The organism is Streptomyces sp. WZ-12 (genome assembly GCF_028898845.1).
Taxonomy (GTDB): domain Bacteria; phylum Actinomycetota; class Actinomycetes; order Streptomycetales; family Streptomycetaceae; genus Streptomyces.
Genome location: NZ_CP118574.1, coordinates 7,953,221 through 7,966,262 on the forward strand (window position 1 = coordinate 7,953,221; position 13,042 = coordinate 7,966,262).

At 71.9% G+C, this 13,042-nt stretch carries 12 protein-coding genes; 9 read left to right on the top strand and 3 right to left on the bottom strand.

Annotation, left to right across the window (positions count from 1 at the left end):
• Positions 1-40: 40 nt before the first annotated feature.
• Positions 41-1,771, bottom strand: coding sequence for a zinc ribbon domain-containing protein (locus PV796_RS34830; protein ID WP_274917726.1), 1,731 nt, complete (start codon positions 1,769-1,771; stop codon positions 41-43).
• Positions 1,772-2,081: 310 nt separating this feature from the next.
• On the bottom strand, positions 2,082-2,780 hold the full coding sequence (locus PV796_RS34835) for a class II aldolase/adducin family protein (protein WP_274917727.1): 699 nt from the start codon (positions 2,778-2,780) through the stop codon (positions 2,082-2,084).
• Between the two features lie 124 nt (positions 2,781-2,904).
• Here PV796_RS34835 and PV796_RS34840 point away from each other — a divergent pair, with 124 nt between their 5' ends.
• From PV796_RS34840 to PV796_RS34875, 8 genes are all read left to right on the top strand, one after another.
• Positions 2,905-3,513, top strand: a complete 609-nt coding sequence (locus PV796_RS34840; RefSeq protein ID WP_274917728.1) for a TetR/AcrR family transcriptional regulator — start codon at positions 2,905-2,907, stop codon at positions 3,511-3,513.
• Positions 3,514-3,725: 212 nt separating this feature from the next.
• Positions 3,726-4,301, top strand: a complete 576-nt coding sequence (locus tag PV796_RS34845) for a helix-turn-helix domain-containing protein (protein WP_274917729.1) — start codon at positions 3,726-3,728, stop codon at positions 4,299-4,301.
• Between the two features lie 66 nt (positions 4,302-4,367).
• Positions 4,368-5,639 carry an NAD(P)/FAD-dependent oxidoreductase gene (locus PV796_RS34850; protein WP_274917730.1) on the top strand — a complete coding sequence of 424 codons (1,272 nt, stop codon included), beginning with the start codon at positions 4,368-4,370 and terminating at the stop codon, positions 5,637-5,639.
• Positions 5,636-5,971, top strand: a complete 336-nt coding sequence (locus PV796_RS34855) for a (2Fe-2S)-binding protein (protein WP_274917731.1) — start codon at positions 5,636-5,638, stop codon at positions 5,969-5,971. Before PV796_RS34850 ends, PV796_RS34855 begins: the two co-directional genes overlap by 4 nt.
• Positions 5,968-7,563 carry an FAD-dependent oxidoreductase gene (locus PV796_RS34860; RefSeq protein ID WP_274917732.1) on the top strand — a complete coding sequence of 532 codons (1,596 nt, stop codon included), beginning with the start codon at positions 5,968-5,970 and terminating at the stop codon, positions 7,561-7,563. The genes PV796_RS34855 and PV796_RS34860 overlap by 4 nt, the downstream gene beginning before the upstream one ends.
• Positions 7,560-8,492: a dihydrodipicolinate synthase family protein gene (locus PV796_RS34865; protein WP_274917733.1), complete on the top strand. Its 933-nt coding sequence runs from the start codon at positions 7,560-7,562 to the stop codon at positions 8,490-8,492. Before PV796_RS34860 ends, PV796_RS34865 begins: the two co-directional genes overlap by 4 nt.
• A complete protein-coding gene (locus PV796_RS34870) occupies positions 8,492-9,526 on the top strand; it encodes a proline racemase family protein (protein ID WP_274917734.1) in 1,035 nt (344 codons plus the stop codon). The genes PV796_RS34865 and PV796_RS34870 overlap by 1 nt, the downstream gene beginning before the upstream one ends.
• Positions 9,527-9,609: 83 nt before the next feature.
• Positions 9,610-11,076, top strand: coding sequence for an amino acid permease (locus PV796_RS34875; RefSeq protein ID WP_274917735.1), 1,467 nt, complete (start codon positions 9,610-9,612; stop codon positions 11,074-11,076).
• Positions 11,077-11,119: 43 nt separating this feature from the next.
• On the opposite strand, the gene PV796_RS34880 is transcribed toward PV796_RS34875, so the two are convergent.
• Positions 11,120-11,845 carry a maleylpyruvate isomerase family mycothiol-dependent enzyme gene (locus PV796_RS34880; protein ID WP_274917736.1) on the bottom strand — a complete coding sequence of 242 codons (726 nt, stop codon included), beginning with the start codon at positions 11,843-11,845 and terminating at the stop codon, positions 11,120-11,122.
• Positions 11,846-12,300: 455 nt separating this feature from the next.
• Here PV796_RS34880 and PV796_RS34885 point away from each other — a divergent pair, with 455 nt between their 5' ends.
• Positions 12,301-13,038 carry a L,D-transpeptidase family protein gene (locus PV796_RS34885; protein ID WP_274917737.1) on the top strand — a complete coding sequence of 246 codons (738 nt, stop codon included), beginning with the start codon at positions 12,301-12,303 and terminating at the stop codon, positions 13,036-13,038.
• The last annotated feature ends 4 nt before the right edge of the window (positions 13,039-13,042 follow it).

The following is a 13,042-nucleotide window of genomic DNA, read 5'->3' on the forward strand; positions in this document are numbered from 1 at the left end:
CCGACCGGCTGGACCACTCCGACCAGTCGGAGTGCTCCGATCAGTCCGTCACCATCGAGAACGTCTTCTTGAGCATGTCGATCGAGATCCGGGACTTCTCGCCGGAGGCGACGGCATTGGACTCCACCTTTGCGCCCTCGGTCGCGATGATGCCGTTGTTGATGATGACTTCCTGACGTTGAATCAACTCGCTGACGTCGATGTCCCGTGCTTCGGCGAACTCCACCAGTGCGTCCAGGACCCGCTTCTCCACCGTCTTCAGCACCATGCCGTTGTCGGCCTTCTGGAAGTAGCGGCGGTACTGACCGGCCGACGCCTTCTGGCGCACGCTCTGCCGCGCCCCGTAGTCGAACCTGCGCAGCCGTGTGATCAGCTTGTCCTGATGCCTGACGCGCCACCGCATCCCGTAGTCGGGGAAGAACCCCACGACCGCGCGGAAGAGCGAGGGGATCAGCAGGAAGGGGGCGCGGACCATCGACTGGCTGATCAGGTTGGCCAGTTCGGCCGCGGTTGGGCGGGGCATCAGGGTGTCGATCAGGCGGTAGCGGTCGTGCAGCGGGCCCAGCACGGTCTGGACGGCTTCGACGGAGAGGTTGGTCTCCGAACGGAAGAAGCGGAGGAAGAGCGAAGTCACCAACTCGCCGCGCCAGCCGGTGGAATGGATGATCAGATAGGGACGGGCACCCTCTTCAGGGTTGCGCTTCAGGTCGTCCATGAGGCGCGGGGGAACGCGGGCGACGGGTCGGCCGAGCGGGTTCGGCAGGAACCGCCTGTCCTCAAGGACCGCCAGGCCGTCGACGAACACCCGCTCCTCGATCTCCAGGCACGGCAGGGACAGCGTGCCGACCCGATTGGCGATGTGGTCGTAGAGGTCCTTCACGTCGAAGTTCTGTGGGTTGGCGCCCGGTCGGCTGGACGTGGTCACGTCGAACGACAGGGACCAGGAGTCGAGTTCGGACCCGTAGCCGAGGAAGGGGGCATACCCGCTGTACGTGGTGACGTTCCCGGTGGCGTAGCCGTCGATCTGGCCGAGGCGGGCGGCGACGCCGGGGTTGACGGGCTGCGGGGCCGCCTGGGGATCGAACCGGTCCGGGCGGAGGTTCTGGAGGAACCGGCCGTAGCGGGTGGACAGTTCGAAGACGAGCGTCGCCATCCAGGCCAGGAACAGCACCAGCAGGATCACGACGGGCCTGGCCGCCACCAGGGCGAACAGGAGCAGGCCGGCCAGCACGAGATCCCGACTGTGCCGGCGTGCGTCGGCGAGATAGGCGTGCCGCAGCACGACGTTGAGATCGCAGGCGGGGGCGGCCGCCACACCCAGATGGGGTTCCGCGGCGATCTCCTTGATGAGCGCCCTGGCGAACGCGCGGTCCAGATAACTGGCGGCGCACAGATACCGGGTCAGATCCTTGCTGTCACCCCAACGCGGGCCGGTGGCACGGCGGTCGGCGGGACTGGTGGTGGCGGCGGTCTTCTGCCACAGCGGCTTGAGCCCGCCGCCTCCGGCGCCGCCGGCCTGCTGCCAAGTGGACTTGGCGGAGCCGCCGGACGCGGCCGACCGGGCGGCGGGGCGACGGTGGGGATCGGAGCCTCCGGCGCCGGGGCTCGGACTGGCGGCCTGCTGCCAGGTGGACTTGGCCAGCGACGGTGGCGATGGTGGGGGAGAGGCGCCGGGCGGTGACGAACCCACGGCCGTGCCGCAGTCGGCGCAGTACGCCGCACCGGGTGGATTGTCCCGGCCGCATCCGGAGCAGGCAGTCGAACTCGTCATCGCTCCCCCGTACATGAGAAGAACCCACGTCTCTCAAGTGCACCACAACGGCGCGCCGCGGGGAGCGCCCCCGGCGCGCTTTGACGCGGGACCGTTACACGCTTGTGCGCCGTCGAGTGGGGCCGCGCACGCATCGGTCGGGGGATTCATCCACCCGTGACGGCGAATCCGCATGTCGGGGACGGTGATGTGGCGGTACGCGATGCGACACCAGCGCCGTCCACGGGCAGTTGCCTCGCTCAACTTCGCCGGGGGGAAGGGGAGTTGACGGAACGGAGCCGGGTCGGACGGGTTCAGCTCGGCTCGACCGTCAGCACACCCCTTGTGGTGCGTCCGCGGTGTCGGCCTCCCGGGTCGCGGTCAGTCGCGTGAGGCGGCCGAGCTCCTCGACGTGTGTCAGTCGTGCGCGGGCGGTCTCCAGGTCGCGGCCCCAGGCCAACACCCCGTACCCGGCGATGAGCAGGGCGGGCGGGGCGCCCTGCGGATGCCTGGCGAGGTGGTCCGCAATGACCTCGGTGGTGTGTGGGAGGTCGGGCCAGGTGGTGACGATGGGGAGGGTGGCCGGGGTGGCGGAGTCGGGGTCGTCGCCAGTCCCCAGTTCGTCGGTCGTCGTCTCCAACTCCGGCCCACCGAGGGTAACTTGGTCGATCGCCCCGGTCGTGTGCGCCGCCGTTGACAGCTCGGTGGTGTGCGGTGGTGCGGCCTGGATGACCGCCCCGCAATCAGGCAGCCCGCGGTAGAGGGCCAGGTGCAGGCAGGCGTCGGCCGGCGGCCATTCGACCTCTCCGAGCAGGGGAAGCCCCTCGCCGGGCTCGATCAGGACGATGTCGTCACGGGTCAGCGCGCCCCGGTCCACTCCGTCGACGGTGAGCAGAACGGCCTCGCCGCTCCGCGCCGAGAGGTGTCCCGAGGCGCCTGGCAGCCAGCCGCGCCGATGGAGATCGCGACCGGCCGCAGCGAGGTTCTCCCGCAGCAACTCGCTGCCCGCGCTGATGATGACAGGCTCCACGGAGGACCTCCTTCTACGGAAAACGACATCAGGGGAGTCATGGCCGGACTCCGCTCAAACCCCGCGAGTATACTCACCGGTATAGCTACTGACGTAACCATACCGCTCGGTGTACCGTCAACGCATGACTGGCGACAGTGGGACGACTGGTCGGGGTGGGAAACGGCACGGGATACCGCACCTGACCCCAGCCGGCCTGCGGATTCTCGATACCGCCTCAAGGCTCTTCTACGAGCGGGGAATCCGGGCCATCGGCGTGGAGGCGATCGCCGAGGAGGCGGGGGTCACCAAGAAGACGCTCTATGACCGCTTCGGTTCGAAGGACGATCTGATCCTGGCCTATCTCCGTGCCCGGGACGAGCTGTGGCGCACCACGCTCGTGCGGTACGTCGAGGAGCGGGGCGGATCTCCGAAGGGCAGACTGCTGGCCACCTTCGCCGCCCTGCGTGACTGGATGCGCGAGCGCAACCCCCGTGGCTGCGCCTTCGTCAACGCCCACGTCGAGCTGCCGGCCAACCACCCCGGACAGGACATCGCACGCGAGCAAAAGGCGTGGCAGATGGGGTACTTGAGGGACCTCGCCACCGAGGCTGGTGCCGCCGACCCCGAGGCCCTTGCCGGCCAGCTACTCATCCTGCACGAGGGTGCCTGCATCGCGAACTCCATGCGGTCGGTCGACGTGGCGGCGGAGTGCGCCCAGACCATGGCCGCCATCCTCATCGACAACGCCTGATCGACGCGTCCTGATCGAGAGCTCCGTGGCTGGGTGCGTACGTTATAACGAACGGGCGCGCGGACGGACGGGATGCCGAGCGGGGGAGAGTAAGGGGGAAGGACGTGAATGCTTCCGGCAAGTCGGGGATTTCCGGGGGGAGTTGCGCGGCGTGCTCTGAGGGTGTCGAAGGGGGCGAGAGCGCCGAGCGACCCGAGGGGTCGATCAGGGAGATGTTGGCGGCGAACCTGCGGCAGTTGAGGACCCGTCAGGGGCTGTCGCTCTCCGAGCTCTCCCGGCGGTCGAAGATCGGCAAGGCGACGCTCTCGCAGTTGGAGTCCGGCACGGGAAATCCCACCATCGAAACGGTGTTCAGCCTCTCGCGGGTCCTGGAAGTGCCCATCTCGGACCTGCTGGACGCCCGTCCCGCAGGCGGGTTGACGGTGGTGCGGGCCGCGGAGGTCGAGGTGCTGAGCGGCGAGGGCGTCGACCTCCGGCCGCTGCGGCGGATCGAGTCGGGCGACGGGGTCTTCGAGGTCTACGACCAGCGGGTCAGGGCCGGCCGCCGGCAGGACTCGCTCGGTCATGTGGGTTCCGAGCACACCGTCGTTCAGGCGGGCCGGCTCGGGGTGCGGGTGGACGGACGCGAGGTGGAGCTCGGCCCGGGGGACTATGTGGGCTTCGATGCGACGCTCCCGCACAGCTACACGGCGCTCGCGGGCCCCGTGCGCTCGGTGTTGCTGTTGCAGTACCGGGCTGACCAGCGACTGCATCTCTCGGATGCGGCGCTCGGCTGCCGTGGCCGTTGACACACCCTCCGTGGCGCCATAACCTCCCCCCGTTCACCGTTCGTTCTACCGAACGGAGTGGGTTCGATGAACAGGGCGCACGGAACGCAGGCCACGTACGGAGCGCGCGGTGCGCGGGCGGTGGTGCTCGGGGCCGGCATCATCGGTGCCGCGTGCGCACGGGAGTTGGCCCTGGCCGGGCTCGATGTCCTCGTCGTCGACCGCGGCGGCGCGGCCGCGGCCACCACCGCACACGGCGAGGGGAACGTCCTCGTCTCCGACAAAGGGCCGGGCCCCGAACTGGAGTTGGCCCAATTTTCTCGGCGACTCTGGCCCGAGGTGCTCACCGAACTCGTCAACCGACGCCTTCATACGGCCCGTTCGGTGGAGTGGGACCCCAAAGGGGGCATCGTGATCGCCACGACCGCCGTCGGAGCCCGGGAGTTGACCCGCTTCGCGGCCGCCCAACGCGCGGCCGGCGTGCGCGTCGAACCCCTCGACGCCCGGGCTCTCGCCGAGGCCGAACCGTTCGCCACCCGCGAGCACACCGCGGCACTGCACTATCCGGACGATGCCCAGGTCCAACCGGCCGCCGCAGCCGCCGCGTTGCTCGCCGACGCGCTCGACGCGGGGGCGCGGCTGCGGACGGGGTGTGAGGTGCTCGGAGCCGTCACCCGCGGCGATGCGTCCACGGGGGTACTCACGGGCGTACGCACCTCCACCGGTCCGATCGAGGCGGACCTGTTCGTCAATGCGGCCGGCCCGTGGTCCGGTGAACTGTCCGCCCGCCTGGGCGCACCGGTGGACGTCCGCCCCCGGCGCGGCGACGTGCTGGTCACCACGCCGCTGCCACCCTTGGTCTTCCACAAGGTCTACGACGCCGACTACGTGGGCGCGGTCGGCAGCAGCGCCGAGGCGATGCAGACCTCGGCGGTGGTGGAGGCCACCCGCGCCGGCAGCGTCCTGTTGGGCTCCTCGCGGCGCCGCGTCGGCTTCGACGACCGGCTGCGCCCCGAGGTGCTGTCGGCCATCGCCGCCAAGGCACTGCGGCTGTTCCCGTGCCTGGCCGGCGTTCCCGTGATGCGCGCGTACGGCGGCTTCCGCCCGTACGTCCCCGACCACCTGCCGATCATCGGCGCGGACCCGCGACTGGCCGGACTGTGGCACGCCGGTGGCCACGAGGGCGCCGGGATCGGCCTGTCGGTCGGCACGGCGCGACTGCTGCGGAACCTGATGTTGGGTCAGTCGACGGAGATCGATGCGGCGCCGTTCCGGGTGGACCGGCCCGCCGTACTGGGCGCGACGGGCCACCCGGCGGCAGCCGCGGTGTGCCGGGACGACGGGGAGGGGGCGGGATGAGTCCGAGGCGTATCCCGGTGGACGCGGACGCCGTCGGCCGACGGGAGGTCCCGTTGCGGATCACCGTGGACGGCGAGCCCCTGGACGGCATTGCCGGCCAGACCATCGCGGGGGTGCTGCTCGCGGCCGGCCGCCTGGCCTGGCGCCGGGGGCCGTCGGGCGCCCCGCGCGGGGTGTTCTGCGGCATCGGCGTCTGCTTCGACTGCCTGGTGAGCGTGGGCGACGAGCGTGATGTGCGGGCCTGCCGCCGCCGCGCCCGGGACGGGGACGTGATCACCACTCAGCGCAGGGTGGGGAACGGATTCAATTCCCCTTCTGAGGAGGAAGAGTGACGTTGTGTCGGGTCCATGTTGCCGTCGTGGGGGCGGGGCCCGCCGGGCTGGCGGCGGCGGAGGCGGCGTTGCGGGCCGGGGCCCGGGTGACGTTGGTCGACTCGGCGGAGAACCCCGGTGGGCAGTACCACCGGATGCTCCCCGATGCCTATGCCGCCGCCCGCCCCGATCAACTCCAGCACGGTTGGCGGGCGTTCGACCGTCGGCGGCGACGGGTGCTGGCACACCCGCGGTGCACCTGGTGCCCGGAGACCGTGGTGTGGGCACTGGAACACCGGTTCCCGGAAGGGGAGTTGGACAGCCCAGGTGACCCCGGGCCGCCACGGTCGTCGCAGGCGCCGCGCGTGCATCTGCTCTCCGGCCCGCCCGATGGCGGCGCGCGGGTCCGGCACGTGCTCGACCCCGACGCGCTGGTGCTGGCCGTCGGCGCTCACGATCGCGTACTGCCGTTCCCCGGTTGGGAGTTGCCGGGGGTGTTCACGGCGGGTGCGGCGCAGGCGCTGGCCAAGGGGGAGCGGGTGGCGGTGGGAGACCGGGTGGTGGTCGCCGGTACCGGGCCGTTCCTCCTTCCGGTGGCCGTGAGCCTGCTGGAGGCCGGGGCGGGGGTCCTGGAGGTACTGGAGGCCAACACCCCGGCCACGTTGGCCCGCGGCTGGTCACGGCGCGCCTGGGAACTGGCCGCGCTGACCGGCAAGGCCGGCGAACTCCGCGCGTACGTCGTCGACTTGGCCCGTCATCGGGTGCCGTATCGGTGTGGTCGGGCGGTGGTCGGGGCGCGCGGTGAGGGGCGGGTGGAGGAGGTGGTCAGTGCACGGTTGCGGGCGGACTGGTCGGTGGTTCCGGGCAGCGAGCGCAGCACGGCGGTGGACGCGCTGTGCGTCAGTCATGGCTTCAGCCCGCAGTTGGAACTTCCGTTGGCCGCAGGATGCGCCCTGCGGGACGCGGCGTCGGGACGCCCGGCGGATGGGGAGCGGGCGAGCGCGGTGGATCAGTTCGTGGTCGTCGACGACGACCAACGCACCACCGCCCCCGGGGTGTTCGCCGCGGGTGAGATCACCGGGATCGCGGGTGCGCCGGCCGCGCGGGTCGAGGGGACCCTCGCCGGCTGGATCGCGGCCGGCGGTGATCCGGCGGCGCCCGCCCTGCGCTCCGTGCGCCGCGCCCGCGACCAAGGGCGCGCGTTCGCCCGGCGGTTGGCCCGGGCGCACCCGATCGGCCCGGCCTGGCCCGGATGGCTGAGCCCGGGGACCGTCATCTGCCGGTGTGAGGGGACCGATTACGGCGCGCTCCGGAGGGCCGTCGCCAGTCCGGCGGGGGCGGCCGCCCGGGTCACCAAGTTGGCGACCCGGGCCGGCCTCGGCCCCTGCCAGGGCCGGATCTGCGGCCCCACCGTGGCGGAACTGACCGCCCGCCTGGGCAACGGCCCCACCGTCGAACGACCGGTGGCGGGACTGCCCCCGGCGACTCCGCACCACCGCCCCCTCGCCCACCCCATCCGCCTCGGCGAACTGGCCGCACCACCGCAACCACCACCGCAACCCGACCACCCTTCCCACGTTCCCCCGACTCCCACCAAGGAGACCGAGCGATGAGTACAGACATCCGGCAACCCCGTGGTCTCGGCGGAGTGATCGTCGCCACCGCGTTGCCGTATTCCGAGGACCCCGCCGCGCCGGCAGGTCTGGCGGTGGACTACGACCGCTACGCCGAACACTGCCGCTGGCTGGTCGACAGTGGCTGTCACGGGGTCTGCCCCAACGGCTCGTTGGGCGAGTACGCGGCGCTGACCGACGAGGAGCGGCGGACCGTGGCCCGTACCGCGATCGAGGCGGTGGGCGACTCCGGCACGGTCGTGGTGGGGGTGCACGGCGCCGGCGCCCACCAGGCCAGGCACTGGGCGGAGGCGGCCGCCGAGGACGGCGCCGACGGGCTGCTGTGCCTGCCGCCGACGATGTACCGGGCCAACCGCGGTGAGGTCCTGGCCCACTTCGAGGCGGTGGCCTCCGTCGGCCTGCCGGTGATGGTCTACAACAACCCCCATGACACCAAGGTCGATCTGACCCCGGACCTGCTCGCCGAGCTCGCCGGGATCGACAACATCGTGGCGGTGAAGGAGTTCTCCGGCGATGTCCGGCGGGTGTTGGAGATCCGGGAACGGGTGCCCGACCTGGCGGTGATCGCCGGCGCCGACGACGTGGTGGTGGAGAGCCTGTTGATGGGCGCCACCGGCTGGTTCGCCGGATTCCCCAACGTCTTCCCGGCCGAGTCGGCCCGCCTGTACGAACTGGCCGTCGGCGGGCGACTGGCGGAGGCCCGGGCGCTCTACGAGCCGCTGGTGGCCGCGTTCCGTTGGGACTCGCGCACCGAGTTCGTCCAGGCGATCAAGCTGGGCATGGAGCGCGTCGGCCGGTTCGGCGGGCCCTGCCGACCCCCGCGCGGCCCGCTCGCGCCGGACCAACGCGTCCAGGTCGAGGCCGACATGGCGCGCGCCATCTCCGCGCTCGCGAAGCGGGACGCCTGATGGACACCCGCCCCCATGAGGACGGCCGGGGCGTCCGCGCGGTCCGTTCGGTCTCCGCGGTCGACTCGCACACCGAGGGTATGCCCACCCGCGTCGTCACCGGCGGCGTCGATCCGATCCCGGGCGCCACCATGGCCGAGCGCCGCCGCTACGCGATGGCGCACCTGGATCCGCTGCGCCGCTTCCTGGTCGACGAACCCCGCGGCCACCCCGCGATGAGCGGGGCCATCCTGCAACCCCCGACCCGCCCGGACGCCGACTGGGGCGTGCTCTACATCGAGGTCAGCGGATTCCTGCCGATGTGCGGCCACGGCACCATCGGGGTCGCCACGGTGCTGGTGGAGCAGGGCCTGGTGCCGGTCACCGAGCCGGAGACCACGGTCCGCCTCGACACCCCGGTCGGGCTGGTGCAGGCCCGGGTGGCGGTCCGCGACGGCGTCGCCGAACACGTCACGGTGCGCAACGTGGACGCGTTCGCGGTCGAGCAGGACGCCACGGTGACCGTTCCGGGCCTCGGCGAGATCCGCTACGACATGGCGTACGGCGGGAACTTCTACGCCATCGTCGAACTGGCCCGGACCGGGCTGCCGTTCGACCGCTCCCGCAAGGAGGAGATCCTGGCCGCCGGCCTGGCCCTGATGCGCGCGGTGAACGAGCAGAACCGGCCCGTGCACCCGGTCGATCCGCTCGTCGCCGGCTGCAAGCACGTGCAGTTCCTCGCGCCGGACGCAACCGCCCGGCACTCCCGCAACGCGATGGCGATCCATCCCGGTTGGTTCGACCGTTCGCCGTGCGGCACCGGCACCTCGGCGCGGATGGCGCAGTTGCACGCCCGCGGCGAACTCCCGCTGCACACCGACTTCGTCAACGAGTCCTTCATCGGCACCAGGTTCACCGGACGGCTGGTCGGCACCGGCGAGGTGGGCGGACTCCCCGCCGTCGTACCCGAGATCACCGGCCGGGCGTGGATCACCGGTACCGCCACCTATGTGCTCGACCCCCGCGACCCGTTCCCGCACGGGTTCGTGCTCTGACGCCGTCGCGCCCCGGGCGCCGGGCCGCCCACCGCACCCGCGCGCCCGGCCCGACCGCCGCACGTACCCACCGGAGGGCCGCCATGCCCCGCTCAACTCCCGCGCCACCGACCGGGACCACGGCCCCCACCAGGGCGCTCTTCTCCCGCGCCGGCGTCTTCCGGCGCAAGCCGGTCGACGCCTCCGAGGCGGAGACCGCGGGCGGCCTGCGCCGCACCATGGGGCTGTGGCAGTTGGTCGCCCTCAGCCTGGGCGGCCTGATCGGCGCCGGCGTCTTCTCGCTCGCCGGCGTCGTGGCCCACCAGGACGCCGGGCCGGGCGTGTTGCTCTCCTTCCTCATCGCGCTCGTCGCCAGCGCCGCGGCCGCGCTCTGCTACGCCGAGTTCGCCGGCGCCATCCCCCGGGCCGGATCGGCCTACACCTACTCCTACGCCGCCCTCGGCGAGATCGTCGGCTGGATCATCGGCTGGGACCTGCTGCTGGAGTACACCGCCATCGTCGCCGTCGTGGCCATCGCGGTGTCCGGCTACTTCTCCTACCTCCTGACGCGGTTCGGACTCGACGTCCCCGCCTGGATGTTGGGCGCGCCCGGCACCGGTCCGGGCCACCGGTTCGACCTCTTCGCCGCCCTGCTGTGCCTGCTGTTGGCCTTCGTCCTCTCCCGCGGGACTCGGCAGTCGGCCCGCTTCGAAACCGCCCTGGTGGCCGTGAAGTTGGGCATCGTCGCGGTGGTGGTCGTCGCCGGCGCCCTTCACCTCTCGGCGAGCAACTACCGCCCGTTCCTGCCCTACGGGATCGGCGGCGCGGTCACCGGCGCGGCCACCGCCTTCTTCGCGGTCTACGGCTATGACGCGATGAGCGCGGCGGCGGAGGAGAGCGCCGAGGCGAAGCGGGTGCTGCCGAAGGCGATCATCCTCTCGCTCGGCATCGCCGCCGTGATCTACCTGGCGGTCTGCGTCGTCCTGCTCGGCATGCAGAGCTACCGGGACATCGACGTCCGGAGCCCGTTCTCCGGCGCGCTGGCGTCGGTGGGCCTGGCCGGGCTGGGCACGGTGGTCGCCGTCGGCGCCGTCGTCGGCATCACGACCTCCGCGTTCGCCAACATGCTGGCGGTGACCCGGGTCTGGTTCGCGATGAGTCGCGACGGGCTGCTGCCGCGCTACTTCGCCCGCAACCATCCGCGCCGGCACGTCCCCACCAGGGTGATCTGGCCGGTCGGCATCGGCGCGGCCCTGATCGCCGGCCTCCTGCCGATCCGCGAGGCCGCCGGCCTGACCAACATCGGCATCCTCGCCGCCTTCATCGTCGTGGCGATCGCCGTGGTGGTGCTCCGCCGGACCCGCCCCGACCTGCCGCGCGCCTTCCGCACCCCATGGGTCCCACTGGTCCCGGCCGTCGGAGTCGCCTTCTCGCTCTGGCTGATCGTCCACCTGGACCGGCTGACGTGGCTCCGCTTCGCGGTCTGGCTCGCCCTCGGTCTCGTCGTGTACGCACTGTTCGGCTTCCGGAACTCGGCGGAGCACGGCACCGGGCGGGAGGGGGAGCGGTGAAGGGGTTTCGGTCGGGCACCGCCGGATGCCGAGCCGGCTCCCGTCAGATCCAGTACGGCGCCGGGGGGACCGGCCCGGGCGCGGAGGTGGCGAGGCCGGCCCCGGCCGTGCGACCGGTGAGCCAGCCGAGGAGGGCGGCCTGGGTGCCCGTGACGGTCGGCCCACCGGTGCCCACCGCGTGGACGAGGTCGGTGTCCGTCGCCTCGATGCGTAGGGGCGGGACGTCCGCGCGCCGGCGCTGCGCCGCGATGAGGTCGTCGATGATCCAACGGGCGGCCGCGGACGGTACATCGGCGAAGGCGTAGCCGGCGTCCAGATCGACGTGGTGGACCTCCAGTTCGCGCAGCCGGGTGGGCACCAGGGCGGCCGGGGTGCGCAGTTCGCCGGTGCGCATCCGCACCTCGTAACTCCAGGCCGCCGCCGGCAGGGTGCGCACGGCGTGGTCGAAGCGCTCGGCGCTCGCCGTCACATCGGCCAGCAGTTCGCGGACCGGCCGCCGGGCGCCGGCCTCGATCTCCGCGGACCGGGCCGCCATGTTGGCGTACTGCGGGGTCTCCACGCCGGTACGGGCCCATGTGAGCAGCCGGCAGAGACTGTCGGTGGCGCGCGCGACATGAGTGATGACATGCCCGCGGGTCCACGGCGGCACCAGCGTCGCGCCGCCGACGTCCGCGTCGGTCAACCCCTCAACGGTCGCCAGGAAGCGCCTCGTTGCCGCGGCAACGGGACCCAGCGCGTCGGCCCTCGACACCTCGGACACCTCGGACACCTCAGCCCTCCCAGTCGGTCGGAGGGGATGCCGGGTGCCCCACCTCCGCCGTGCCATCCGTATCGTGACGCAAAACATCCGCCTAGCGGTAACAGTTCGGGACTGTAGGGCGCCCTCGCCAGGCTCGTCAACGCCCGTCAACCAACGCTCACGGACCCGTCTCAACGCCCCAACAGCCCGCTCCCCAGCGGCCGTTCAAGACATTCTTGCCAGATGCACGCGTCGTTCGCGTCCTGTCCGCCGGTCCGCGGCGCTTTCGCACCTCGCGGGCGGTTTCGGCGGCGCCGCATCGCCGCGGCACGCTCAACGCATCCACCCCGCGCCCACGAGCACACGCCACCAATCACCATCAACCGCAATCAACGGGCGCCGCCCCAGCCGGTTTTCTGGCGCATAAGGCGCTACGTCCCGCCGCCCTCCGCAACCGGCCCGCGGGGTCGGGAGTCCTCTCGAATATGAGACGCATACCCTTACGACTGAGCAGACCCGCGGTCGGCGCCCTCGGCCGGCGAACGGGCGCTGCGCTCGCCCTCGCCTCCCTCGCCCTCCCGCTGACGGTGGCGCTGAGCTCCCCCGCCCAGGCCGCCGACCGGTCGGGATGTTACGGACTGCGCGGCCCGTACCAGAAGCAGGCCGAGCGGTTCCTCGGACTCCGGGTCGACGGCCGGCAGTCCCCCTCCGACTGCCGCGCCATCCGCGCCTTCCAGAACAGCCACGGCATCACCCCCAACTACGGCTACGCCGGCCCCGTCACCTGGAACGTGATGCAGCTCGTGGCCAAGCAGCGGGCGGCCGGCGGCCACCCCAACAGCGCCCACAAGTGCCCCACCAACAAAGGCCGGATCGCCTGCGTCGACCTGACCCGTCAGCTCAGTTGGATCCAGGACGGCGGCCGCCTGGTCTACGGACCGGTGCCGATCCGCACCGGGCGCGAGGGCGGGGCGACCCGCACCGGCCTCAAGCACATCTACTGGCGACACCTGCACCACGTGTCGACGATCTACCACTCGGCCATGCCGTACAGCCAGTTCTTCGACGGCGGCGAGGCGTTCCACGCCATCGGCGGCAGCGTCTGGTCCGCCCCGGGCTCACACGGCTGCGTCAACATGCGCCCCAACGACGCCAAGAAGTACTGGTCGTTGCTGCACTACGGCACCGCCGTGTACGTCTACGGCCACAAGACCGGCACCTGAGCGA

Bases quoted from the DNA above. Each gene is read 5' to 3' on its own strand.
- PV796_RS34830 (WP_274917726.1), bottom strand. From the start codon at position 1,771: ATGACGAGTTCGACTGCCTGCTCCGGATGCGGCCGGGACAATCCACCC.
- PV796_RS34840 (WP_274917728.1), top strand. From the start codon at position 2,905: ATGACTGGCGACAGTGGGACGACTGGTCGGGGTGGGAAACGGCACGGG.
- PV796_RS34845 (WP_274917729.1), top strand. From the start codon at position 3,726: ATGTTGGCGGCGAACCTGCGGCAGTTGAGGACCCGTCAGGGGCTGTCG.
- PV796_RS34850 (WP_274917730.1), top strand. From the start codon at position 4,368: ATGAACAGGGCGCACGGAACGCAGGCCACGTACGGAGCGCGCGGTGCG.
- PV796_RS34855 (WP_274917731.1), top strand. From the start codon at position 5,636: ATGAGTCCGAGGCGTATCCCGGTGGACGCGGACGCCGTCGGCCGACGG.
- PV796_RS34865 (WP_274917733.1), top strand. From the start codon at position 7,560: ATGAGTACAGACATCCGGCAACCCCGTGGTCTCGGCGGAGTGATCGTC.
- PV796_RS34870 (WP_274917734.1), top strand. From the start codon at position 8,492: ATGGACACCCGCCCCCATGAGGACGGCCGGGGCGTCCGCGCGGTCCGT.
- PV796_RS34875 (WP_274917735.1), top strand. From the start codon at position 9,610: ATGCCCCGCTCAACTCCCGCGCCACCGACCGGGACCACGGCCCCCACC.
- PV796_RS34885 (WP_274917737.1), top strand. From the start codon at position 12,301: ATGAGACGCATACCCTTACGACTGAGCAGACCCGCGGTCGGCGCCCTC.